The organism is Lysinibacillus sp. FSL H8-0500, from assembly GCF_038051955.1.
Lineage (GTDB): Bacteria > Bacillota > Bacilli > Bacillales_A > Planococcaceae > Lysinibacillus > Lysinibacillus macroides.
The window spans coordinates 4,007,419-4,032,468 of the sequence record NZ_CP150292.1; the positions used below are offsets into that span (position 1 = coordinate 4,007,419).

Consider the following 25,050-nt stretch of genomic DNA (forward strand, 5'->3'; position numbering starts at 1 on the left):
CGTTATTCACCCTCATTTCCGCCTGTCACTTTACGACGCTCCTCCATCGTTAAGTAAGATGATAGTTTTTGTTCAATAACACGTGGAGCTTCTCCCTCTAAAACCGATAGAATGCCCTCAATCATCAACCTTTTTTGCTTTACTTCTATCACTGATTTACGTTTTAGTTTATTAGCGAATGGATGCCATAAAACATATCCTGTAAAAATCCCTAGTAGTGTTGCCATAAAGGCAGCAGAAATCGCATGACCTAACTTTTCAATATCATTCATATCCGATAATGCGGCAATTAACCCTACCACTGCACCAAGTACCCCTAAAGTTGGGGCATATGCTCCAGCCTGTGTAAAAATGGCGGCACCACCTGAATGACGCTCTTCCATTGCCTCCACTTCCTCTGTTAACACATCACGAATATAGTCGGCATTTTGCCCATCAATGGCTAATGTCAGTCCATTTTTTAAAAATGGATCTTCAATCTCTGAGGATTTACTTTCTAATGCTAATAAGCCTTCACGTCTAGCTAAATCCGCCCACTGTGAAAACATTTTAATCAGCTCAACATCATCTGCCAATTTTGTTTCTTGCATTAAAATTTTAAAAAGCTTCGGTACACGCTTCAACTCTTTCATAGGAACCGCGATTGTTACTGCTGCAATTGTACCAACAATAATGATAAGAATGGCCGCTGGGTTATAAAAGGCACCTAAACTTACTCCCTTCATGACCATCCCGGTTAATAATGCTACAAATGCTAATATTAACCCTACAACTGTTGATATATCCATTTTAGAACCTCCAAATCTACCACTATTCTTAATTTCGTCTGTATTTCCATATTTTAAAATCTATATTTCTAGTATAAATGTATTTGATTAATTTTTCGATGCTATATATGCTTTTTATTCACATTCCAACCATATTTGATTATATTGAATTAAGAATACTACATTAAATTTTCTTAATTTGAAGGGAGATATGATTTTGTTATTATCATTTGATACAAAATTATCAAAATATGCTGAATTAGCACTAAAAATAGGAGTAAATATTCAAAAAAACCAGTACCTCTATATAAGCTGTTCGACTGATAACTTAAAGCTGGCACAAATAATTACTAAAATGGCTTATAAAAATGGTGCAAAACAGGTATTTATGGACCTAACTGATGATGAATGTGTGCGTGCACGTTATGAAGATGCTCCAAAAGATTCATTTGATTTTTTCCCCCCATGGAAAGTACAAGAACGTGAATGGTTAGCTGAACATGGAGCAGCTTTCTTAAGCATTAGCTCACAAAATCCAGATTTATTAAAAGGGATAGAGTCTGATAAAATTATGGCATTTCAAAAAGCCTCTGGTAAAGCATTAGCGAATTATTATCAATGGCTACAGGCAGATAAATTTAGTTGGTCGGTCATTGCTGCGCCTTCCAAAGCTTGGGCAGCAAAAGTTTTCCCCCATCTTCCTGAAGAGCAACAAGTTGAGGCATTGTGGGAAGCTATCTTTGCAGCAACCCGTATGAATGTTGAACATTCTGTTGAAGCCTGGCAGGCCCATAACAAAGAATTACAAGATAGAGCCAATTACCTAAATAATAAGCAATATAAAGCACTACACTACACAGCTCCAGGCACAGACCTCCTAATTGATTTACCGATACAGCATATCTGGGCAGGTGGCAGTAGTGTAACCAAGCAAGGTCAAACTTTTATGGCAAATATGCCAACAGAAGAAATTTTTACTGCTCCATTAAAAACAGGTGTTAATGGTTATGTATCCAGCACTAAGCCTTTAAGCTATGGCGGTACTATTATCGATAATTTCACACTAACCTTTAAAGAGGGTCGTATTATAGCTGTAAAAGCGGAACAAGGACAAGAAATTCTAACAGCTCTTATTGAAACAGATGAGGGTGCCCGTTATCTTGGTGAAGTTGCATTAGTACCGCATCAGTCACCTATCTCACAAGCTAATTTATTATTTTACAATACATTATTTGACGAAAATGCCTCAAATCATTTAGCTATTGGCAGAGCCTATGCGTTTTGTATTGAAGGTGGTAAAGAAATGACTTCTGAAGAGTTAATGATGAATGGCCTTAACCAAAGCTTAACACATGTTGACTTTATGATTGGATCAAATAATATGAATATAGACGGTATCACTCATGACCATCAAAAAGAACCGATATTCCGCAATGGGGATTGGGCATTCTAAATCATCCATTTCTACTAATCATATTCTAAGCTAGGTATGTTATGGTTGTCATAAATTATCCTTAGATTTTCCTAGAAACCTATTGTATAATTAAGTCAGGATATTTAATAGATTATTTAAGCAGAGAGGGGCTCTAATCATGTTCATTACAACAGTACTTGGTTTTTCAGTAGTTCTATTGATTGCTACAGCATTCTTCATTCATTACCTACAAGTAGGTTTAGATGGTAAGTCTTCAGTAACTGTAGATCCAAAACCAGACAATAAATATTAATCTAAAAAGTAGCTGTAAGGCTGTAGACAAAGTCGTTTTTTTCGACTTTGTCTATTTTTTTTAAATTTTCAAGGATGAAGAAAAGAAAGACTAAAACCAAATATAAACTATAGGTAGCTACTGAAAAAAAGTGGCTGTTTTTATAACTACTCTCAGATGGACTACTAGCTTGTAGCGTCAATAAGAGGGCTCCTGCTGCTCTACTTGCATTATAAAAGGGAAAATTTCACAAGCATGCACACTATAAAGAAGGAGAGTCTGTGGAAAGCACTTCTATTTTAGTGAAATGGGCATACTGTTTCGAATTTTCCTTATTGAAAATAGATGTGAAAGTGCAGCGAACTGCTGTTTTTATTATAAAATTTATGTAAATAACGCCTTTATTGTTTGCATCTCGAACATTTTCCTCTACAATATTTTTGTAAGGAAGGGAGCAATCTTCATGACAATGTTACAAGATATTTTAGCGTTTAACAAAGAGTTTGTACAAGAAAAAAAATATGAACCATTTATTACAACGAAATATCCGGATAAGCATATTGTGGTTTTATCTTGCATGGATACTCGTCTTGTAGAGCTTTTACCAAAGGCCATGAATTTGCGTAATGGCGATGTTAAAATCGTGAAAAGTGCTGGCGCATTAGTGAGTCATCCTTTTGGTGCAGTTATGCGTAGTTTACTGGTTGCTGTCTATGGCCTACAGGCAGATGAAGTATATGTGGTAGGGCATTATGACTGTGGTATGAGTGCAGTCGATCCTGAAGCAATGCTTAGTGAAATGGTTGCTAGAGGTGTTGATCCAGAAACAATTAAAATGTTAGAATACTCTGGTTTCGACTTAAAAGATTTTTTACGCGGTTTTGGTGATGTAGCAACAAGTGTTAAGAAAAGCGTGGATACAATTCGTAATCATCCATTAATGGTTAAGAATGTACCTGTTCATGGCTTAATCATTGACCCTAATACAGGTCGACTTGATGTCATTGAAGATGGTACTAAAGAATTAAAATAATAAATAAAACAGTGCCTATCCTTCGCTCTGAAAGATAGGCACTTAACCTACTATACGTCCTCTAAACGTGCATACATATAATGATCTACCCATTGACCATTAATATACAAAAGCTTTCTTAAAAGACCTTCCTGTTGGAACCCCGCCTTCTCTAAAACACGTATAGAAGCCATATTTTGTGTGGACACATAGGCTTCTACCCGATGTAAACCAATTTGATCGAATGCAAATTGGACGACCATATTCACTGCTTCAGTAACGATTCCCTTTCCTACATACAGTTCATCCATAGCATATCCAATAAATGCACTTGAATACGGTAAACGTTTCACGGCATAAAGTGCAATATGTCCTATTAAATTATTTGTGCCATGCTCAAAGATACCGAACGTAAATTCTCGCTTTGACTCCATTAAATATAAGCTTTCTTGAATTTTTTTATATTGTGCGTCAACTGTATAGTATTCAGGTCTTTGTAGTGGCTCATATATCGACCAAAAGTATTTATTGCGACTGACGAGCCCCATTAAACTTCGTGCATCTTTTTCTTGGAATGTGCGGATATAGCATTTTCCCCCCTGAATTGTGACCACATTCCCACCCTTTTTTCTTAATAAGTTCCAAATTTTAAGCACCATTTCTCCACACTAGCCTTCCAATCAATATCAATATATCTTATGCTTTTACCAGCAATATAAAACCATCACTATGCTTCTTGCACTATTGTATGTAAAAAAAGATGCTGCTACAACTAAAACAGCTTATGTTTTATTGTTACAGCAGCATCTCGCTTTATTTTACTTTTTGTTTCTCTTTTTTCTCCTGGACAGCTTCCTGGCTAGATTCAATATGCTGTGCTTGCCCATTGTCTAATACATTTGTTAAATGCAGACCACGCTTTTGTGCTTCTCGTTCAATATGGGCAATTGTTTCTTGCAGTACATGAATGCGTGCATATTTTTTATCATCCCCAGCAACTAAAATCCATGGGGTATTTTTCTTATCTGTTTTTTCAAACATCTCATTTGCTGCTTCAATATAGTATGGAGTTTTTTCTCGATTTCTCCAATCCTCATCTGTTAATTTCCAAGCCTTGTAAGGATTTGCTTCACGTTCTGTAAAGCGCTTCAATTGCTCTCCATCTGAAACATGCAGCCAAAATTTAATAATTATGTAATCTCCTGCAGTCAGCATCTCCTCAAAATTATTAATCTCTTCATACGCACGAGACCACTCATCCTTTGTTGCAAATCCTTCAATCCGCTCTACTAACACACGTCCATACCAGGAACGGTCAAAAATTGCCACTTGTCCATGCTGCGGTAATTTTCTCCAGAAGCGATGTAAATAATTGTAGCGTAACTCATGGGGCTGTGGAGCTGAAATAGGGTGTACAACATATCCTCGTGGATCAATACGTTCAACCAGACGTTTAATAGCGCCTCCTTTGCCAGCCGCATCCAAGCCCTCAAATACTAAAATTAAACCAATTTTATTTTTTAATAAAAATTGCTGTGCATTCAGCATTTCATATTGCAGTACCTTCAATTTCTTTTTATACATCTTTTTGTCTAGTTCAATGGATAGATCAAGATTTTTCAAGTTTTGTGCCATATAAGCTTCACTCCTTTTATTTGGATAATTTTATTGTACTAAAGAAATATATGGATGCCTACCAACATGTGAAATATAAAGAAAACAACACGATACATTGTTGGAAATTTCCGCTATAATAGAAAAAGTGACAGCAGCTATACATATTTGTCTTTTCCCTATACAATCTAACTCGAAGGGAGAGGAGAACATGCCTCAGTTTATATTGATGACAATGTCCTATATTGTCTCACTTATCCTAACCTTTGCATCCTTTTTCATGCATATAAACGGTCAATCTTCGCTCGAAATTGCTAATCGTTTTTCTGTTATATTTGCACCTATGAATATAAGCTATGTAATTTGGATTGTTATTTACCTATTCCTTGGTTATTGGTTAGCTATGAACATGAAAAAGACATCTATGAAGCAAACTGCGCTCTTTAGCTGCATAAATATATTGCAGGCATTAACGGTCTATGTATGGCATCATGAGCTATTTATTGTTTCCCTGGGTATCACGTTATTATTAGTATTGTACGTATTTATGTTGTATAGTTCGTACCCTCTTAATGATCAATCAATGTCTGGTAGGCTTCCCTTTGCTATTTATTTCGCATGGGCAACATTTACCTGTATCACAAATACTAGCTTTACGTTAACGGCTTATGGCTGGAACGGTTTTGGTTTGAGCGCCCCTCTTTGGGCAGTGATATTACTGACGTTAGGTGGAGCAATTGCACTACATATTCGCTTCCATCACTTTGATAGGATCTATCCAAGTGTTTTTATTTGGGCTTACATTGGTATCGCCTTACATAATGGTTTTGATGAGTTACTTGTCACTACAGCTTCCTTATTTTTATGTGGTGCCCTCTTTGTTGGCATCTTATTTATGAAAAAAAATCCTGCCTACCAAAAATAATTGGTAGACAGGATTTTTTGCAGCTCTATTATTCCTCATCTAATGATGTTAAAATAATTGGTTTATCTTTTGTTACAATGATGGAATGTTCAATTTGAGCAACAAGTGATTTATCAGGCGTCACAAATGTCCAGCCATCGCCAGCTTCTACAATATGCTCTGCTTTTGCGGAAATAAACGGCTCCACCGCAAGCACCATACCTTCCTTCATAATTGTAGAATCCCACGCATCATAATAGTTTAAAATATGATTTGGCTCATCATGTAAAGACTGCCCTAAGCCATGTCCTGTTAAATTCATAATAACAGTTAGACCGTTAGCATTCGCCTCACGCTCAACTGCTTTCCCAATTTGATTTAGTTTAGAGCCAGCTTTTACCTTTGTCATTGCTCGATCAAAAGCACTTTTGGCAACACGGCATAGTTTGTCTTTGTCCTCATAGCCATCACCTACTACAAATGAAATACCTGTATCCGCAAAGTAGCCATTTAAAGAGCCAGATACATCAATATTCACAATATCTCCTTCTTTGATGACACGTTTTCCTGGAATACCATGCGCCACTTCCTCATTGATGCTTATACAAGTATAGCCCGGGAAATCATACTCTCCCTTCGGCCCAGAAATAGCACCTGCCTCTGCAAACATGCGGCCTGCCATTTCATCTAGCTCAAGCGTTGTCACACCTGGTTTTGTAGCCGCCTTCATCACTTCACGAATTTCAGCACAAATGCGTCCAATTTTTTTAAAAGCTTCAAGCTCCTCTTGCGTTTTTACAATCATCTTTAACGACCCTTTCCTGTTAAATGTCTACCCTTAACTATAACATAACTTGCCAAGCATAGAACTCAAAACGCTTGAAATATTATATGCTGGATTGAATGATACAGGAGGGACATTTGGCTTTTAGTCATAGTCATTACATTTAACTTTGGTTGCCGTTAATTTTCCCGGCAATACAAGGTTTTCTTATTATCAAACAATCTATAGCCTTATTATTTTCACGATTATAGTCTATTGTTTTATTAGATAATGTGATCGTAGTATTGTAAAGGCTAGCTGCTCCTCTTATGTGCTACATGTGAAGGAAAAATATTTTTGCATACAATTATCTAGTAAAAATCCCACAAAAAGTACTACATCAACTTTTTTGTGGGATTTTATATTGATAAATAAAATTAATTAACGGCGTAATAATTGTGGTGCGGCTGTAAAGACTAATACACTAATAATTACCGTTAAAATTGTGGCAGGCAGCATGTATGTACCATTATAGATAATGGAATAGAGCCATGCATTTTGATCACCTGCATATTCTGCAAAAAACACTGCGCCTGCACAAGTATGCGCTGCATAACGTAAAAAGCCCGCCAGCACAGTGCCTATTATAATATAACGTGCCATTTTTACTTTATTACTATTTTTAGCAGCCTCGAGTAATGGTCGCCGTACGAATGCCGCTAGCCCTACAACGGTAAAAGCAACACCATAATCTAATAGCCCCTGAAGCCAGTGTACAATAAAAGCGCCAAACATTGTCTGCATTACACCTACGAGTAACCCTGTTGTAAGTCCAGCTACTATGCCCCAGCGAAATGCGATGAGGACAATAGGCACCATAACAAGACTAACAGAGCCACCTTGTGCCCATACTTTAAAGGAGATTTGATCCAGCACAAGGCCAATCGCAGCAAATATTGCAATCTCCACAAGCATCATTAATCTTTCTTTGTTCATAAATATTCTCTCCTTTGTTCCGATGTAGGATACAAGAGCAGGAATAGAAATACATACATGTGCCTCTTACTGACATCTTAGAATAAAAAAATGATGTCAGGACAGAGCCTCACATCATATAAGTGTCGGTTTCTATCCACATCCCTACGCAAGTTTTAACTTACAGGTTCAAAGAGTCAAGGCATTACGTGCCCAGTCTCAGCTGACATCATCAGCCCCCCTTGTGGTCATTACATCTGAAATTTTTTTAAACATCTTTATTGTACGCAAACGCTGTGAGAATGACAACCTCTTCCACACATGATTTTTTGAAACTTTACTATTTTTCATGCGTAAATATTAAAAAAGGAGGAACAACTATGGAGAACCCTAAAATTTTATCCGCCTTTAGCTATCTCAGTATTTTCTTTGCCCCTTTTATCGTGCCATTAATTGTTTACCTTGTTGCTAAAGATCATGATGTAAAAAGCCATGCTATTCGCGCACTGATTTCGCATTTAATTCCTGTTCTTTTTGGAATACTGTTCTTTATTGTCTTTATTTTTTCTACATTTAGTTTGGATCCAGCCTCAGGAAATACCTTTCTTATTATTTGGCTTGTATCGTTTGCTATTTATACCATCGTATCAATTGGCATTGTGATCTGGAATATTGTGCAGGCAGTTCGTGTGATTCGCTAATGTTTTAATCGAAGAATAAACAGGTAGTAATAAAAATAAAAGGAGCTGTTTTTAAATGAAAGTATCAAACGTTGTGAAAACCGCTGTAAAATTAGCACCTATTGTGATACCTATTGTAAAAAAGGTTATGGACTCAAAGAAAGGAACAACGCCTAAAACAACGCCTCGTATAAAGTAAATGGTTGGCTCAGGAATTTTGAGCCACTCCTTTTTTCATTACTTTACTTCAAAATATGTTTGGCTATGTCCATTTAATGTTTTCTCTACATGTAAGACTGCTGGCATAGCAGATTTTAATTCAGGAACGTGCGAAATAACGCCAATCATACGACCTGAATCTTGTAAATCAATCAATGTATCAATCGCTTTATTTAATGACTCCTCATCAAGTGAGCCAAAGCCCTCATCAATAAACATTGTTTCAATATGAACATTGCCTTGGAAGCTTTGAATCACGTCAGCCATCCCTAAAGCAAGGCTTAAGGAAGCATTAAACTTCTCTCCGCCTGATAATGTTTTAACATCTCGTAACTGATCTGTAAAAGCATCATAGACATCTAAGCCAAGCCCGCTTTGCTTGGCATGTTTCTCAAGTCTATCCGAGCGTCTTAGCTCAAATTGACCATTCGATAAATGAGAAAGACGCATATTTGCTGCTTCTGTAATTTTATCTAAATAATTAACTTGAATATAACGTTCAAAGGATAACTTTTTCGAATTTTGTCCATTTAACAGTCCATAAAGCTCCTTTACTCGTCCTGCCTCTTGCTCAAGTGAACGAAGCTCTTTTGTTGCCTCCTCTACCTTTTCCATAAAGGCTTGGCACAATTTTGCAAAGTCCCTTAGCTGCTGCAGACGTGTAAAGGCTTCCTCATAGGCAATACGGTAGCTTTCCACCTTTGCCTCCATAAACTCTAAATCCTGTTTTTCTTTTCCTTGAAGATGCTTAGCACCCTCCTTAATTTGGATGTTCAAAGTGTGTACTTGTAAAGTATAATCGCCACATGCCTTACGTAATGCCTCTAGCTCCATACTGCTTCGTTTAGCCGCTTTGTAATCCTCATAATTGGCAAAGCCTACTTCCTGAATACTTCCTAAAAATTGCTCTTGCTTATCAGTTATTTTTCGCTGTGCTTCCTCAACAGCCTGTTGCGCCATTTCTACCGCGATATTTGTATTACTTGTGGCCTCCTTGGCCGTCTGTAAATGTTGTTGACTCTCCTGCCAGCGTTGTTGAAGCTGCATTTTTTCTTGACGGGTATCCGTAAGCGCCTGCTTTAATTGCTGGAATGTTGGTAGGTTTTCTGGAATTTGCTTGTGTTGCTCCTCTACAACCGCTTGTAGTTTTGTCCATTCCTTCATATGCTCTATTAAATATTGCTCTAGCTCTCCTTGCTTATGCTGTAGCTGCTCTAATTTATGACGCTGATTTTTTAGTTTCAGCCGCCTATCTGTTAGCTGCTGATTCACAATTTTTAAGGTTGTAATCTCCTGCTCAATTTGCTGTAAGGATGCAACAGTTTCTACTTGCTCCTCCTGCTTTAGTGAATAAGTTGTTAGTTGCTGCTGCGCCTCCTGAAGAAGCTGCTGTGTGGAAGTAAAAAGTGCTTCTTTCTCTAAATACATACGCTCATCCGAAGAAGTTTTTGCACGTAATGCTTCTACCTGCGTTAATTCAATCACCACCAATTGCTGATGATTTGTTTTAACATGGGTTGTACTACCACAAACAGGGCAAGGCTCTCCATCCTTTAGCTGTTCAGCCAATATACTAGCCTGACTTGTCAGCCATTGTTGCTCCACCTGTTGAAGAGCTTGTTTACTTTGCTGATAGCGAGTGTTGAAAGTGTCCGTGTCCTGCTGGGCTCGTTCAACTGCCCTTGTATATTTCTCGACTTGCTTTAATAAAGCGACCTGCTCACGTAGCTTTGGTAATTGCTCTAAATAGCCTTCATAGGGCTCAATCTGCTGTTCAAGATGCTCAATTGTTTGTGATAGTTGCTGTAGTTGCCCTCGCTCTTTCTTTAATAGCACATGATTATCTGCCACTGCTTGCTTTGCTGTCTCAACATATTGTGCTGCAATTTGTAGCTGCTGTACATTGTTTTCATAAGCTTCGAATTTTGGTAATAATGCTTGTAGCTGTAATTCCTGCTGCAAAATTTGCTGACGTTCAGTTTCCTTTGCCTCCTCCACTGCATATTTTTCCTGTGCTTGTTGTAGTAGTTTAATCGCTTGCTGCTGTTTATCCTGTGCTTGTTGATACGTTTGTTCTTTTACACGGTGTTCAGCCTGTAGATCCATACATTGTTGTTCAAGCAGTACAAGTCGCTCTGCCTGTTCAGCTAAAGTAATTTCCTGCTCCTTTGCACGATAGAGGTCCTGCTCCTTCAGCAATATTTCTAGCTGCTGCTGACGATGAGCCTGTTCATTAAATTGTTCATTTAACGTTTTAGCTAAGCGGTAAGCTTCCTGTTCTTGTTGATGACGTTTATAGGCTTCCTCATAATGCTGTTGTTCAGTTTCTATACATTGTGTATAGTACACTAGCTCCTCCTGAAGTGCTTGCTTGAGCTGGTGCATATTTTCCGTATTGTTAGCTAGCTGTGCAAATAAAGAGGAGTTACGCTGTGGAAGAGCGCCAGCAATTTGACCAAGCAGATGTTCTTTTAATTGTTTAGCACGCTCAAGATCACCTTCTACCTCTTTGCGTTTAGCATCAAGCTTTTTAGTCATCATACCGAAGCGATCTGTTTTAAAGATTTTGCGTAAAATAATTTCTTTATTAGTAGAATCAGATGTTAGTAGTTTGCGAAATTCTCCTTGTGGCAGCATCACAATTTGGCTAAATTGATCCTTTGTTAAACCGATAATTTCTTGCAACTTTTTATCAACCTCAAGCGTTTGCTGCTTCTCGACAATGCTATAATCCAGCTTGCCATCTTTTATTTCTGCTAGCTCTATTTTCTTGCCTGTCACTGTTTTATTTTTTTGCTTTATATGTCCTGGCTGACGCAATATTTGATAGATTTTTCCATGCATTTCAAATAGCAGTTCTACGGCTGTATAAATATCATCATCAGCAAAGCCGCTTCGTAGCAAAGCTGTATCCTGACGATCTTCACCACTACCTGCCCCATACAGTGCATAACAAATCGCATCAAAAATGGTTGTTTTCCCAGCACCTGTTTTGCCAGAAATCGCAAATAAGCGATGCTCTCCTAGCTGCTGAAAATCAATCACTTCTGTATTTTTATATGGACCGAATGCAGTAATTGTTAACTTTAATGGCTTCATTTTACTGTTTCCCGCTCCTCATCTAGTAATTCCTGTAGCATCTCTGTAAATAGATGCTCTGTATCCTTATCAGGCTGTATCCCTATAACATCTGTAAAGAATGAACGGAATAAATCGATATCCTGCCGTTTTTCGCCTTCAATAGCCTGTACTTCATGAGGAATTTCCTGCCGTATTATTTTGCGCTCAATATGCATGGCATAAGGAAAAACTGTACGAATGCGCTCCATTGGCGATGAAACAGGTGCTGTATTTGTCAATCTTACAAATATATAGTCGTCACTTGGCGGTAGCTTTAGTAAATCTTCTAATTGCCCTTCCACTATACGTAGATCTCTTCGTGGCACAAGCTTTCTTTTCATTACTGAGCAATTCCCCTGCGCATCTAAATCAATGACTAAAAAGCCTTTTTCATGCAAATGCTCGGATAATGAATATTTTAATGGTGAGCCTGCATAGCGAATCGTGTCATTTAATACAAAATGGGCCTTATGTAAATGTCCAAGAGCTGTATAATGAAATGGCTTAAATAAAGCTGCATCTACGCAATCTGAGCCTCCGATGGATAACGGTCGCTCTGAATCGCTTGTATTCGATTCTTCTGCACCATATTTTGTGACAAAGGCATGTCCAATAAAAACATGGCGTTTACTTGTATCCATTTCTTGCGTAATATGTTCAATGATTTTTTTCATCGCATCTTGATGGGAGCGGATTGTTTCATCCCCAAAAATACTACGAATTGCTGCTGGCTCTGCATATGGCACAAGATGAAAATGCACTTCCCCATAGTCATCATTGATCAGAATAGGTGTATGCTCCTTTGTAAATTGACCCTTGATGTATAAACCACTATGACGCATTAAACGGCTACCAAAATTTAATCGCCCCGCACTATCATGGTTCCCTGCAACAGCTAACACAGGAATTTTTTTCCCTAAGATAATTTCCGCTAAAACATCATTCAGTAAATTGACCGCCTCAATTGGAGGCATTGAACGGTCATATAAATCACCTGCAATTATAATCACATCTGGCTGTTCCTCATCTATCGCTTGCATAAATTGCTGTAAAATATACTGTTGATCCTCTGTCATATAGATGCCTTGAACAAGCTTTCCTAAATGCCAATCAGCTGTATGAAATATTTTCATTGTTTTGTACCTCCTGTTCTTTTATTATGACATATCTAGTGCTATCCGTTATTTCGAACGTTCTATTTGTTACTTTGCTACTTCTGGAGCTCTATCCGCTACTTTTCTCATTCTATCCACCATAAAAAAGCACCCTATAACATAAGATGCTTTTTATCGTACCTATTTAATTTTTTCCATAAAAGCTGTGTAGCCAGGGAAACCCTGAATACGATATGTTGTACGTGAAGATTGTGGCGGGGAAGCTTGTTGTTCCTCCGCTTCTACAGACGCTTGTTGCCTTAAAATTTCCTCAAAGGATAAAGGGTTTGGCTCAGGTAATTCGGCTGGCGCAATAGTTAAAGCATGGCCACCACTATATGCTTGTAAAAAAGCATTAGCCATTTGTCGATAGCCCTCTATATTTGGGTGCACATCCGTATGATTTGGTAAATAGTTTATTGCATTTAGTCCAAAGGCATCATAAACATCTACATACACTGCTCCAGCGTGCTCCGCTTGCTGTTGCAAAATTGCATTTAGCTTTACCAATTGTGCATTTGTGCCCTCTTTTTGTGTGGCATGAACGGCTGGATAAGCAAAATAATAGCCCATCACATAAACCTGTGCCTGTGGCGCACGTACTGCTAGCTCCTCTAAAATCGCCATCCAATTTTTTCTCGCTATATTTAAGGCATAATCTGTTTGAAGCTGAGAATAAGCTAATGTTCCAGCATTTGGATTCACTTGTACCAGACGCAATAAATCATTTGCACCTGCTGATACGGTAATCAATGTGGCTTCCGCTAATAGCTCCTGTACTCCCGCCGATTGAATACGTTCCAGCACATCCGCAGTTGTAAAACCTGGAAAAGCAAGCTCCTTTGTATAAGCTGCTAATTGCCCTGACTGTTTTAATTTCATTGCAATCAAATCACTATAGCCTGCATCAATTTGTTGATAGGGTGTTTGACCAGCAGCTAAGGAATCGCCAAGCGCTACATAGCTTTCTGCTTGGGCAGAAACAGATGGAGCCCAATACATGATGAACAATAGCATAATCCCTATTAAGCTCCCCAATCGCTTCATCTGCTTCTCCTCCAGTTCTTCTTACTAAAAAGCCCAGCTACCTTTACGGAAAATTGGCTCTATTGTACCATCTGGTAAAATACCGTCAATGTCCATTTCACCGCTACCAATCATAAAGTCTTCATGTGTGACAGAAATATTTGCACCTAATGCTTCCAATTGACCATTTTCTAAGTCTCTACCACCCTCTAAGCAAGTAGGATATGCCTCACCAATGGCTAAATGGTTTGACGCATTTTCATCGAATAATGTATTAAAGTATAAAATTTCTGATGCTGAAATTGGTGATTCATGCGGCACAAGTGCTACTTCGCCTAAATAGCTTGAGCCTTCATCCACTTGGATAAGCTCTTGTAATAAATCATGCCCTACTTCAGCCTCTGCCTTAATAATTTTGCCCTCTTCAAATGTCAGCTTAAAGCCATCAATAATATTTCCTTGATACACCAGTGGCTTTGTATTGCTTACATAACCATTCACACCTTGCTTCACTGGCAGTGTGTATACCTCTTCTGTTGGCATATTGGCAATAAAAACATTGTCTTCTGGTGTTTTACTCCCGCCAGTAAGCCATTTATGCTGGGGTGCTAAGGCAATGGTTAAATCTGTGCCTGGTGCTGTATAGTGCAGCTTGGCATATTTTTTACTATTTAGCAATTGGGCACGCGCTTCTAAATTGGCTACATGCTCACGCCAGTTCTCTACGGCATTGCCCTCTCCTATATGAACCGTTTTAAAAATGGCTTCCCATAATGCAGGTACTTGTTCTTCTGCTGTTAAATTTGGAAATACCTTTGCTGCCCACTTTGGCGAAGGTACTGCTACTATAGACCAAGCAATTAAATCCTTCATCACTGCATTACGATAGTTTTTCAATGCTGCTCCTGATACTTTTTGATGTGTCGCTAATCGATCTGCAGGAATACCTGTTAATTTATCAGGATCTGCGGCATCAATCCATAATAAAGCCCCTTTTCGTTCAATTAGCTCATCACGCATTTTCACAACCCATTCAGGGAAGCGATTAAATTCCTCATCTGAAGCATGTTCAAAATAGGCACGATCCATTTCATCATCAGAAAAATTGACATGAACACGCCCTGCCCCTGCCTTATATGCTTCTTTCACCACTAAGCGAGCAAAATCCAATGCCTCCACAGATGTATTCACTAATAAATATTGACCTGGTTGGATATTCACACCAACTTTTACGGCAAGCTCTGCATATGCCTGTAATTTTTCTGCAAATGTCATACTAGTTCCCTCGTTTCTGTCCAATTGTTTTCGAATTCCCTTCCATTAGCTTGCCATCATGCCATATTTTTTGCAAAGGCTTGCCTGGGATTTCTCTTGTCCATTTTTTATACGTTTTTTCATCACGATATGATAATAGCGTTAATACCTCACCATCTGCTCCTGCACGGCCTGTACGACCTGAACGATGTAAATATTGCTCTATTGTTCTTGGTACATCAACATGAATAACATGTGTTAAACCTGCAATATCTAAACCACGTGCAGCAATATCTGTGGCAATTAAAACACGTGCATCTCCTTTACGAAATGCATCTAAAGCCTTTTTACGCTCTTCTTTCTTCATATCAGAATGCAGTGTGACAATTGGTGCTGAACGATATTGCAGCTTCGTTTCCTTCATTAATAATTGATCGATATTATTGACGAAAGCCAGTGCTCTTAAGCCCTCTGTATGTGATAGTCGACGGAGAAAATCTGTTTTATCACGTTCTTCCACCTTTATAAAGGAATGGACAATCTTGCCAACCTTTAGCATATCCTCTGGCTTAATTTTAAAACGAAGTGGTTCAAACATCATACGGCTTGCCACTAATTCAATTTCCTCTGTAATTGTCGCTGACACAACAACCACCTGTCGCCCGTAGGCAGAGCCTTCGATAAAGGATTTAATGACAACACGATATTCACGGCTTAATAATTGATCACATTCATCTAAAATAACCGTTTCAATCTCCTTTAGCTTTAACTTCCCTGCACGTGCCAATTCATTTAAACGACCAGGTGTCCCAACAACAATTGTTGGCTTTTTCTTTAGCTTTTCAATTTGGCGTGCAGCATTTGCACCACCAATAAGCTGTTGAACTGTAATATCTGTACCTGCCGTCCACTCACGGATGACTTCTACGATTTGCATGGCTAACTCTTGTGAAGGGGCAACAATTAGCCCTTGTGTTTGCTTTTTTGTCCCATTCACCTTATTTAGCAATGGTAAAACATACGCTAATGTTTTACCTGAGCCTGTTGGCGATTCAGCTACAATATCCTTGCCCTCAAGCATTGCTGGTATCATTTCCTCTTGAATTTTCATCGTTGTTTCAAATTGCCATTTTGCTTGTAATTCTTCTTTTAATAAACTGATTACTGACATATTTGTTCCCACCTTCTATCTGCTTGACATTAGTTTAACACACTAAGTACATTCCTACTTTATCTATACGTAAACCATTGCTCGGCGTTTCAAGAAATCATTGAAAAAATCTGCCCAACTCCTACACGGAAAAACTAAGCCTGTCCACAACTCTTTAAAGACTTGTAGCTTACCCGTGAAAAGCAAGCAGATTTATTATTCATTCAATTACGATTCAGCAAGCTCATAGCCACAGGCTAAAATCGCACATTCCGCTAAAACAATTAAGGAATCAATATATATATTACTTAGCTTTAAATCTCGATTAACAATCGAAAGCTCTGTACAGCCCAGTACGATACGATCACACTGCAATGCTAGCATGGCCTCTTCAATTGGCTGCCAGTCCTCTACTGTAACATCCTTACCAGCCTTCACATAATCATAAATAATGGACATTACATAGGCTTTTATCTCATCGCCTGGCACAACTGGTGTAATGCCATATGTCTCTAAAGCTTCCTGATACATACGTGATGTTAATGTACCTGTAGTTGCTAAAATACCAACACGCTTTGCTCCTAAGTCAGCTGCACGCTTCGCCGTTTCACAAATCATATGCAGCACTGGAACGGGCGAGCCCTCTTCAATTTCGTTATAAAAAGTATGGGCTGTATTACAAGGAATAGCAATCATATCAGCTCCTATTGAAGCCAATTTGTTGGCATCCTCAATGATTACTGGCACTGGATTATCCTTCGTATTATCTAAAATAAAGGCTGTACGATCAGGGATATTTGTATCATTATCGATAATGGTATGTAAATGCTCCTGATCTTTCTGCGCCTTTGTACGTCTTACAATCATTTCACCAATAAACATTGTTGCAAGTGGGCCAACGCCACCAATTATACCTAAAGTTTGTTTTTTCATGAGTTAGACAGACCTTTGTTGTTAAAATATTTCTTATATTTGCGATAAAAATTTAAATTATCAAGCGTTACGTTCAACCAACGCTTTGCATTCATATCTTTATAATTAAAAATAGAATCCGTAGCCATTCCTTGACGAATTAAGCTTTTAGCTTCAATTACAAGCTGTTCATTTTGTACATATTTAAACAGCACACCATTCGGTACAATTGTCCAAAGATGCCTGTTTCGCACATATGTTAAGGATTGTTTACTGCCACGAATAAAATCATCCGCAACATACTGCAGTAAATTATAGCCACTCGCTGTCACATAATAATTGGAGAGCTCATTATGTAATTCAATACTTAATAATTTATATTGACCGTCACGATCATCATATTTCATATCGAATGTAGCAAAGCCTTGGAATTGTATTGCCTCTAAAAATGACTTCACTGTATCCATCAGTTCTCGATGATAGGTAGTTATAATAGCTACATAACGCCCAATGCCTTCTGGCGAATGCTCCTCTAAAATCGGATTGCCCAGAGCTAGTAGCTTTACCTGACCATCCTGACCAACATAGGCATTGACAACCCGCATATTGGCATCTTCACCAGGAATATATTGTTGAATCATCATGTCATCTCGATAGGCTGATTCCTTATAAATCGCATGGAATATACGATCCTTTTCCTCCTTATTATATGCAATATATACTTTTTTCTTACCAGGAAAAATACATGTGGCATACTTTGTCATATTCAAGGGCTTAATAACAACAGGATAGTCAAATAGTATATCATCATACTCTTCAAAGTTATTGACAGTGCACACATGCGTAGCAGGATACTGAAAGCCAAACTGCTCACACAGCTCATACATGCTTTCACGTGTTAATAGCTGATGTGCAAGTGGCTCATCCACATAAGGAATAATAAAATCCCCGGATAGCTCCTCTTTCTGTGTAACAATTTTTTTTACATAAAATTCATCACAGGCTAATAGCAATAATTTTTTAGCAGCAAATTCCTGTGCAATCGCTTTTAATGTTGCAACAAATTGCTCCTCTATATGAAGTTTTGGTACTTCATAGAAGGTCATTAAATCACTTTGTTGAATCTTTTCCATATTTGTATGGTTTAGTGCAAGTGGCTTTACTCCATAGGCTTCATAAAATGCTCGAGCCATGCCATATGCATTCATTTCATTCCCTAGTAAAACTGGTAAAAAACTGTGCTCAATGGCCATGCTACTCAACTCACTTTTGCTTTTCTTATAGTGTAACATACTTCCGATTAAAGGATTTGCTTAAAAAATAGCTGGTTTATTTATGGACAGCTACGGCTTGCTTGCCTAATTCCCGATAGCTTTTAAAAAATTGATCGACATTGTACGTTACATAGCCTTTTAATGGGTCCATCACAACTACTTTATCACCTAAATGTCCTGTTAAAACAACAGCATGGAGGTTCATATAGGCATCTCGTACTGTTGTTGTTCCTTCGTATATCCAGCCTCTTGATGCGCTTGTTTTTGGTTCTGATAAATCAAGTGTTACCCATACTACAACAGGAACACCCTCTCGCACAAGCTGTAAAAGCTCCTCCTGTGTAGAATTACTGCTATTGGTCACACGTAAATCTGCCTGTTTATCTGCAATCACTGCCTCGGCTGCCTGAACAATCGGTGCAGCAAAAACATACATACCATTCGCTTTATCACGCGGATTCCCTGCAAAAGCCTTATGCGGATTTGGGCCAAAGCGTTGATCGCCTTCAGCATATATTTGTTGTTTTGGTAAATAATTATCAGCCAATTCAAGCTTTGATACCTGTAAGCCATAATAATTTAACACGGCTGTGAGTGATGTAATTTCACAGCCGTGTGGAAGCTCAGGCTTTTGCATCACAACAGGAATACCTAGCTCTTGCTCATCTCTCGAAAAATGTGTCTGCAACCTATAGTAGGGCTTTGCTGTATCAAACGTAAAATGCTCAATTGTTGTATAACCATTATTCGTTGTGCTATTTTCAAGTGTCGTGGCAGCTATTGCATATTCGCGCCCTGCCTTTAACTGTGAAAATGTAGCCTCTCCTTCTTCTGAGCCAATGGCATCCGCTACTACGTTCCCTGTCTTCACATCTGTTACCGTAAGATAGAGATTTGGAATCGGTGCACCACTACTAAATTCCACTGTTAAAACCGTTAATTGATTATTATTTTTTTCTTGTTGCTGTGAAAATGGCTGGCAGCTTGCTAATAGCATCATTGTCAAAATACCTATTAATATATAGCACTTACTTCTTGTCCACAAGACAAATTCCGCTCCTATTCCATCTGTCGTAGACTCTATTATACGATAATTTTTTGGATGTTCCTATGCTATGCTACTTAGATCTTACTTACTTTCGGCCGTAATGTATGCTTCAATACCTTACCAGAGGCATTGCGTGGGAGCTCTGCTAAAAATTCAATTTCATAGGGTACCTTATATTTTGCAAGCTGTGTTTGGCAATACGATAAGATCGTTGTTTCTTCAATAGATTTGCCTTCTTTTAGCACAACATATGCTTTCGGCACTTCACCGTACACTTCATGTGGCAGGCCAACAACTGCCGCTTCTAAAACCTCAGGTATTTGATACAACACTTCCTCCACCTCTATAGGATAAATATTTTCACCACCGCGGATAATCAAATCCTTTTTCCGATCAACAATATATAAATAGCCTTCCTTATCAAAACGCCCTAAATCTCCTGAATAGAGCCAGCCATTTTTAACTGTCCTCGCTGTCTCCTCTGGATTGCGTAAATAGCCCTTCATCACCTGTGGCCCCTTTACACAAATTTCGCCTACCTCGCCAGCTGGCACTGGATTGCCTTCACTATCAACCACACATACCTCTGTCTGTGCTAATGGCTTACCCACTGATCCAATTTTCGTTAATGCATCACTATCCAATAAAGAGGTAGCTGCTGGTGAATTTTCTGTTTGACCATATAAATTTTGCACTTTTACATTGGGAAATGCCTCTTTTACCTGCTTGACAAGCTCATAAGGCATTGGCGCTGCTCCATAGCATAATAAACGCAAATGATGAAGGCTATGTTCCTTGAATCCTGGTGTATTTAAAATAATGGTATACATGGAAGGTACGCCAAAGAAAATCGACGCCTCTGTTGTAGCTATTTGTGCTAATGTTTTAGCCGGCGAAAAGGCTTCTTCAATAATCACGGTACCCCCTTGATAAAACATCGGCATAGCAAACACATGAAGACCTGCACAATGAAATAACGGTGTACAAATAAACATTCTATCTTTGTTGGACATCTGCATGGACTCCGACCAAATACATGCTGTTGCGACAACATTTTGATGTGTTAGCATCACACCCTTTGGTTTTCCAGTTGTACCAGACGTGTACATAACAACTGCTGTATCGTGTGGCGCCAATTGCACAGGCTTCCTTGCTCCATGATCTTGCTCAATAATAGCTGTCATTTCCTGCAAACTAATGGCATGCTGAAATTCATAAGAAACATCCTTGAATGTTTCCTCTATTCTTTCATCATATATAAGTCCCTTTGCTTCCGAATGATTGACAATAAATTCGACCTCTGGAGCAGCCAACTTCGTGTTAATTGGCATGACAACAAAGCCAGCTAACTGTACACCGAGATAAGCGATTAAAAATAAATCTGAATTGAGTGTATATAATGCAATTACATCATCTTTTTGATAGTCCTGCTGTTGCAAATATGCTGCAAATCTCTCTACACGTTCATAAAACTCATAATAGCTTAGCTTGTTTCCGTTATAGAATGTTGCTATTGCCTTAGGCTGTTGCACCGCATAGTTTTCAAGAATATCTGTCATGTACATCGTCATAATAACCCCTCCAACAATTTATTTTTTCAAATGCTCGTCACTCCATCCAAAATAGTAAACAATTAAACTACTAAAAATTCAGAAAATTACGATTATATTTTAACAAGCAATCAATTTCTTAGCAATTTTTCTACACATTTAAAATATTCTTAGACATTTTACTTTTCTCTCAATTTCTATTCAGTGTATGATACGTGTATGATTATTTTTAGGAAAGGCCTGGTTTACATGCTTTATGCACTTTTAGGAGATTTACATTCTAATATAGAAGATACAAAGACTGTTTTAGCACATATCCAACAAACAGCGGAGGAAGCAAGAATCATTGGGCTAGGTGATTTATATGAATGTACAATTAGTAAGAAAAAGGCCCAAAAACTATCAGGTTTACCTTTGCAAAAAGCCGCTATCGTAGAACATGAATTTGAAAAATTGCTAACCTTCCCTTCCATACGTGGCAACCAAGAAGAACGCATTACACAAGTAACGGGCATTCATCGTTTTCAAGCATTACCTGAAACGATGGAGATTGATGGTGCGATGTTGATGCATGGCCATCAGTTTAAATGGAGCGTCAGTTGGCAACCAACATTTCCATCCTTTCAAAAATCATTATTATTCTTTGGGCATAGCCATGAATCTGGTCTCTATCACCAACAAAAAAAGCTACCAATTCGCATTCGTTATGGACAGCCGATCACACTACAAAATAAACAATATGGGGTGAACGTAGGCTCTGTTGTCGATCACAAGGAATGGTGTCTTTATGATAGTAAAGCACGAACAATTACATTTATGCGCGCTCTGCCTGTGAAATAAATTAATAAAAAGAGCCTGCCAGCGATTAGCATGCTCTTTTACCTTTTCAATCAATTAATGAATATATTGCTTTTTCTCATTCAGTAAAATACCCTTTAATGCTTTTAGTTTCTCAATAACCTCATATGATTCTTTTGTAATTGCCTCGAGATACTTTTCTGCCTCAGCTTTATGCCCCAGATTGTATTCACGTACAGCCTTTTTAGCAATATCATGGACATGAATAAATGGCTGCTCTAGCTCTAAATAGGCACGCTCTTGACCTAGTAGCTTTTTGCCTGTGCCGTAATACCATTCGCCAAGACGTGATTCCTGTGGTGTACCTACATCCTGCTCAGTCATCGTTTCAAAGCCTAGCAGTAAATTATATATTTTCCAGCGCCATAGTAAATGATCTGTAATGGCCAATTCAATAATATCCTCTTGGCTAATAATAAAGTTTTTCGAGATTGTAGTAGAACGGTATTCATCAATCATTTTACTTAATTTGTAAATGGCAGAGCCCATATCAAACACAATCACCTTACTTTTTTGCATGCTCTCTGTAATGGTATGATTGCGCTCCGAAATATTTGTAGCAGACTGTGCTTGCACCTTTGTTGTTGTCGCAATTTCCTCAAAGCGAGCCCCTTGCTGCTGTAGATTTTTATTTAGTTCGCTAAGCGTCTGTGAAATATGAAGGGTATCTGTCACACCTTGATGCAAATCTTGGGAAAATTGATTGGTCATTGCACTAATATTATTAGTAATATGCAGCAGCTCCTGTATATCGGTATGAATAGATTTCACAGAGGTACTTGTATCATCTGCAAGTTTACGAACTTCCTCTGCCACAACAGCAAAGCCTTTTCCTGCTTCGCCTGCACGAGCCGCCTCAATCGATGCATTCAACGCTAATAAATTCGTTTGGTCTGCAATCCGCTTAATTAATTCCATCAACTGTGCTACACTATTGACACGTTCTACTAACCGATGAATATCCTCCTGCATGGATTTATGACCTTCATCTGTTGTTTGCAAAATTGTTGATACTTGTTGAAGAGATTCTAAATCCCGATTTAATTTACTTAAAACATGCTGTGTTTGCTCAGAGATATCTCCAACAGATGATGCAATATCCTCGATACTTTCATCTAGTTCATGCATCAATTGGTCTGCCGCCACAACTTCCTCCTGCTGGATTTCTTGAAACTCAATAAGCTCCTTAATGGAATCTAGCTGTGTATTATAGGTGATAATTTCTCCTAAGCCGTTCACAACAGAGCCCGCTTGAATTTCAATATATGTCTCTAAAATAATTTGCTGATCAATGGTTACTAAGCTATCATAGGCTAGTAAAACATCCAGCATTTGTTCCTGGTCACGCGACAGCTCTTTAACGATAAGTGGAATAATTAACTGGTTAATCAGTGTGTAAGCAGAAATCATCCAGTTTGGCAGTACACCAATTCGAGCATGTACATAGGCAATTTTACGGCGCTTAAATACATAATCTAAATCTAATTCATCGTCAAACAAACTAATAAAATGCGAATCAAATAACCCTTTTAAACGTTCTACTGTTGAATGGGTATTAATTACATGATTAAACTCTGGTATTTCCAGTAAACGTTTATAAAAATTATCGAGTATATGCTGGCGGTTGTTCTCATAAATTTTACGTAAAAATCTTACTGATTCCCTTCTAATTCGAGATAACGCTAAGAAGTCCAATTTTTCTTTAAAACGCTCATTGGCTTCAATATCTGAATTTTTTGCAGCTGAGAAATAATCATAATTTTGATTAATCTTCTTCCTCTTGAACATCACACCACTCCTATTTGTTTTAAATTCATGCGCAAATTCCAATATTGTAAATCAAAAGAAGGATCTTTCGTCATTGCCTTCAACCAATAAACACTTATATTTTACCAGTAATAGAAAAACAAAAGTAGTTTCACAAAAAAATCTTTCTATTTTTACATAGAAAAACGCTAAAACCATCTAAGATTTTAGCGTTGCTATGGAGGCTTTTATTCATGAAAGTATACAACCCTATTCATACAGCCTCTTTATTACGACACAGTAGATGCTTTCTCGCTTAGCAATCGCAATCCTGTAGGCTATCCAGTAGCTTTTCCATAAGGACTAGCTGTTCACAGAGGATTTGCATCATACACTTTAAAATAGGGATTAGCTCTTGACAAATACAAAATCTTAGCACATTTTGCGCTAGCCGTATGCCTCCCTGATGATGCACAATCATTTCCCGTAAATAATTGATATTAATGCTATTAGATACTGGTGGTGCACACATTGCTTTAAACATTGCTTCGGTAATTTGTTGGTAAGCACACATATATTCATAGAGTTCATATTCTGAATTTTGGACAATACAGCATCGATTTTCTAATGCCTCGAGACTTTCAACCATTTCTTTATGCGTTTTAATAATTTCTAATGCAAGGTTTTGCACAGGGATATTTGTTGTATATCGTAAAACATTTTCTGACATTTTAATTGCTGCAACTTGATGTGGGATAATTTGCTTTATAAAATTTTCTGAAATACTACATGTAATGGTCACATAGGACATACCCTGCATCATTTTATCGAGGATTCGTTGATATTCCTCTAAATATGCCTTTGTAACATTACTCAGCTCAATTGGCTTAGTCATTATTAGACACACTCCTTTCAGAGTAATATATGCCTACTAGGTTGTTGCGTGGTAGACAGTTGTACCAATTGAGACCGTTATTTGGGTTCTACCACTATTTCGAAACACATTTAAATAGTATGCTCATTTTATATAAAGCTCTGACGCATGCTTGTATGTCACAATAACTGGTCTTTTTTATATGTATTAAGACATCTTTGACAAATACAGCTCTTTGGCTCCTGCGCCACCGTAGCTAATAAATGCTGAGGGAATTCCACAGCCATACACCAGCACTGTTGCTCCCCCTTTGTTACACCACAATCATTTTCCTCTCCACATAATGGACAATCTTTTTGTTCCACCAACCTTACCACATCCTCATCTACATTTTTTAACATTATAAAGGCAAAAAGGAAGAGGACTCAACACCTTCCTCTCCCA

At 38.1% G+C, this 25,050-nt stretch carries 24 protein-coding genes and 1 riboswitch; of the genes, 7 read left to right on the plus strand and 17 right to left on the minus strand.

All coding sequences use genetic code 11. The annotated features are described in order from the left end of the window. Positions 1–2: 2 nt before the first annotated feature. On the minus strand, positions 3–788 hold the full coding sequence (motA, locus tag MHB44_RS19200) for a flagellar motor stator protein MotA (protein ID WP_053995516.1): 786 nt from the start codon (positions 786–788) through the stop codon (positions 3–5). A 190-nt stretch (positions 789–978) separates the two neighbouring features. Between motA and MHB44_RS19205 the strand changes: the two genes are divergently transcribed. The 3 genes from MHB44_RS19205 (at position 979) to MHB44_RS19215 (ending at position 3,506) form a co-directional block, all read left to right on the plus strand. Continuing rightward, positions 979–2,220: an aminopeptidase gene (locus tag MHB44_RS19205; protein WP_341300464.1), complete on the plus strand. Its 1,242-nt coding sequence runs from the start codon at positions 979–981 to the stop codon at positions 2,218–2,220. Positions 2,221–2,359: 139 nt separating this feature from the next. After that, positions 2,360–2,494 carry a hypothetical protein gene (locus tag MHB44_RS19210; protein WP_341300465.1) on the plus strand — a complete coding sequence of 45 codons (135 nt, stop codon included), beginning with the start codon at positions 2,360–2,362 and terminating at the stop codon, positions 2,492–2,494. A gap of 442 nt (positions 2,495–2,936) precedes the next feature. Beyond that, the gene (locus MHB44_RS19215) at positions 2,937–3,506 is read left to right on the plus strand and encodes a carbonic anhydrase (protein ID WP_053995514.1); all 570 of its coding nucleotides are present in this window, start codon (positions 2,937–2,939) and stop codon (positions 3,504–3,506) included. Positions 3,507–3,556: 50 nt separating this feature from the next. Here the strand turns inward: MHB44_RS19215 and MHB44_RS19220 are convergent, their stop codons facing one another. After that, positions 3,557–4,144 carry a GNAT family protein gene (locus MHB44_RS19220; protein WP_341300466.1) on the minus strand — a complete coding sequence of 196 codons (588 nt, stop codon included), beginning with the start codon at positions 4,142–4,144 and terminating at the stop codon, positions 3,557–3,559. 154 nt (positions 4,145–4,298) lie between these two features. Then, positions 4,299–5,120 (minus strand): polyphosphate kinase, encoded by an 822-nt coding sequence (locus MHB44_RS19225; protein WP_341300467.1) that lies wholly within the window; start codon positions 5,118–5,120, stop codon positions 4,299–4,301. 190 nt (positions 5,121–5,310) lie between these two features. Between MHB44_RS19225 and MHB44_RS19230 the strand changes: the two genes are divergently transcribed. Then, positions 5,311–6,024: a hypothetical protein gene (locus MHB44_RS19230; protein WP_341300468.1), complete on the plus strand. Its 714-nt coding sequence runs from the start codon at positions 5,311–5,313 to the stop codon at positions 6,022–6,024. A gap of 28 nt (positions 6,025–6,052) precedes the next feature. On the opposite strand, the gene map is transcribed toward MHB44_RS19230, so the two are convergent. Then, positions 6,053–6,808, minus strand: coding sequence for a type I methionyl aminopeptidase (gene map, locus MHB44_RS19235; RefSeq protein WP_341300469.1), 756 nt, complete (start codon positions 6,806–6,808; stop codon positions 6,053–6,055). Positions 6,809–7,207: 399 nt separating this feature from the next. After that, positions 7,208–7,762, minus strand: coding sequence for an energy-coupled thiamine transporter ThiT (thiT, locus tag MHB44_RS19240; protein ID WP_341300470.1), 555 nt, complete (start codon positions 7,760–7,762; stop codon positions 7,208–7,210). A gap of 124 nt (positions 7,763–7,886) precedes the next feature. Continuing rightward, a riboswitch (TPP riboswitch) is annotated at positions 7,887–7,994 on the minus strand. Between the two features lie 127 nt (positions 7,995–8,121). Here thiT and MHB44_RS19245 point away from each other — a divergent pair. Together MHB44_RS19245 and MHB44_RS19250 are read left to right on the plus strand one after the other, a co-directional pair. Beyond that, the gene (locus MHB44_RS19245) at positions 8,122–8,442 is read left to right on the plus strand and encodes a DUF4870 domain-containing protein (protein WP_341300471.1); all 321 of its coding nucleotides are present in this window, start codon (positions 8,122–8,124) and stop codon (positions 8,440–8,442) included. A 55-nt stretch (positions 8,443–8,497) separates the two neighbouring features. Beyond that, entirely contained in the window at positions 8,498–8,620 is a 123-nt protein-coding gene (locus MHB44_RS19250) for a hypothetical protein (protein ID WP_341300472.1), read from the plus strand. 38 nt (positions 8,621–8,658) lie between these two features. Here the strand turns inward: MHB44_RS19250 and MHB44_RS19255 are convergent, their stop codons facing one another. The 9 genes from MHB44_RS19255 to MHB44_RS19295 all read right to left on the minus strand — a co-directional run bounded on the left by MHB44_RS19255 (position 8,659) and on the right by MHB44_RS19295 (position 21,149). Then, the gene (locus MHB44_RS19255; protein WP_341300473.1) at positions 8,659–11,739 is read right to left on the minus strand and encodes an SMC family ATPase; all 3,081 of its coding nucleotides are present in this window, start codon (positions 11,737–11,739) and stop codon (positions 8,659–8,661) included. Beyond that, on the minus strand, positions 11,736–12,893 hold the full coding sequence (locus MHB44_RS19260) for an exonuclease SbcCD subunit D (RefSeq protein ID WP_341300474.1): 1,158 nt from the start codon (positions 12,891–12,893) through the stop codon (positions 11,736–11,738). Before MHB44_RS19260 ends, MHB44_RS19255 begins: the two co-directional genes overlap by 4 nt. A 162-nt stretch (positions 12,894–13,055) precedes the next feature. After that, positions 13,056–13,961: a GDSL-type esterase/lipase family protein gene (locus tag MHB44_RS19265; RefSeq protein WP_341300475.1), complete on the minus strand. Its 906-nt coding sequence runs from the start codon at positions 13,959–13,961 to the stop codon at positions 13,056–13,058. Positions 13,962–13,985: 24 nt separating this feature from the next. Next, on the minus strand, positions 13,986–15,215 hold the full coding sequence (locus MHB44_RS19270) for an aminopeptidase (RefSeq protein ID WP_341300476.1): 1,230 nt from the start codon (positions 15,213–15,215) through the stop codon (positions 13,986–13,988). A gap of 1 nt (position 15,216) precedes the next feature. Continuing rightward, positions 15,217–16,365, minus strand: coding sequence for a DEAD/DEAH box helicase (locus MHB44_RS19275; RefSeq protein ID WP_341300477.1), 1,149 nt, complete (start codon positions 16,363–16,365; stop codon positions 15,217–15,219). Between the two features lie 207 nt (positions 16,366–16,572). Continuing rightward, entirely contained in the window at positions 16,573–17,277 is a 705-nt protein-coding gene (locus tag MHB44_RS19280; RefSeq protein WP_341300478.1) for an amino acid racemase, read from the minus strand. Beyond that, positions 17,274–18,509 (minus strand): ATP-grasp domain-containing protein, encoded by a 1,236-nt coding sequence (locus MHB44_RS19285; RefSeq protein WP_341300479.1) that lies wholly within the window; start codon positions 18,507–18,509, stop codon positions 17,274–17,276. Before MHB44_RS19285 ends, MHB44_RS19280 begins: the two co-directional genes overlap by 4 nt. A gap of 76 nt (positions 18,510–18,585) precedes the next feature. Then, positions 18,586–19,575, minus strand: a complete 990-nt coding sequence (locus MHB44_RS19290; RefSeq protein ID WP_341300480.1) for a C39 family peptidase — start codon at positions 19,573–19,575, stop codon at positions 18,586–18,588. Between the two features lie 77 nt (positions 19,576–19,652). After that, on the minus strand, positions 19,653–21,149 hold the full coding sequence (locus tag MHB44_RS19295; protein WP_341300481.1) for a long-chain fatty acid--CoA ligase: 1,497 nt from the start codon (positions 21,147–21,149) through the stop codon (positions 19,653–19,655). 228 nt (positions 21,150–21,377) lie between these two features. Here MHB44_RS19295 and MHB44_RS19300 point away from each other — a divergent pair, with 228 nt between their 5' ends. Next, on the plus strand, positions 21,378–21,968 hold the full coding sequence (locus tag MHB44_RS19300; protein ID WP_341300482.1) for a metallophosphoesterase family protein: 591 nt from the start codon (positions 21,378–21,380) through the stop codon (positions 21,966–21,968). A 54-nt stretch (positions 21,969–22,022) separates the two neighbouring features. On the opposite strand, the gene MHB44_RS19305 is transcribed toward MHB44_RS19300, so the two are convergent. The 3 genes from MHB44_RS19305 to MHB44_RS19315 all read right to left on the minus strand — a co-directional run bounded on the left by MHB44_RS19305 (position 22,023) and on the right by MHB44_RS19315 (position 24,971). After that, positions 22,023–23,774, minus strand: a complete 1,752-nt coding sequence (locus MHB44_RS19305; RefSeq protein WP_341300483.1) for a protoglobin domain-containing protein — start codon at positions 23,772–23,774, stop codon at positions 22,023–22,025. A 274-nt stretch (positions 23,775–24,048) separates the two neighbouring features. Beyond that, a complete protein-coding gene (locus MHB44_RS19310; RefSeq protein ID WP_341300484.1) occupies positions 24,049–24,627 on the minus strand; it encodes a DUF305 domain-containing protein in 579 nt (192 codons plus the stop codon). A 158-nt stretch (positions 24,628–24,785) separates the two neighbouring features. Further along, positions 24,786–24,971, minus strand: coding sequence for a cysteine-rich CWC family protein (locus tag MHB44_RS19315; RefSeq protein ID WP_341303007.1), 186 nt, complete (start codon positions 24,969–24,971; stop codon positions 24,786–24,788). Between the last annotated feature and the right edge of the window lie 79 nt (positions 24,972–25,050).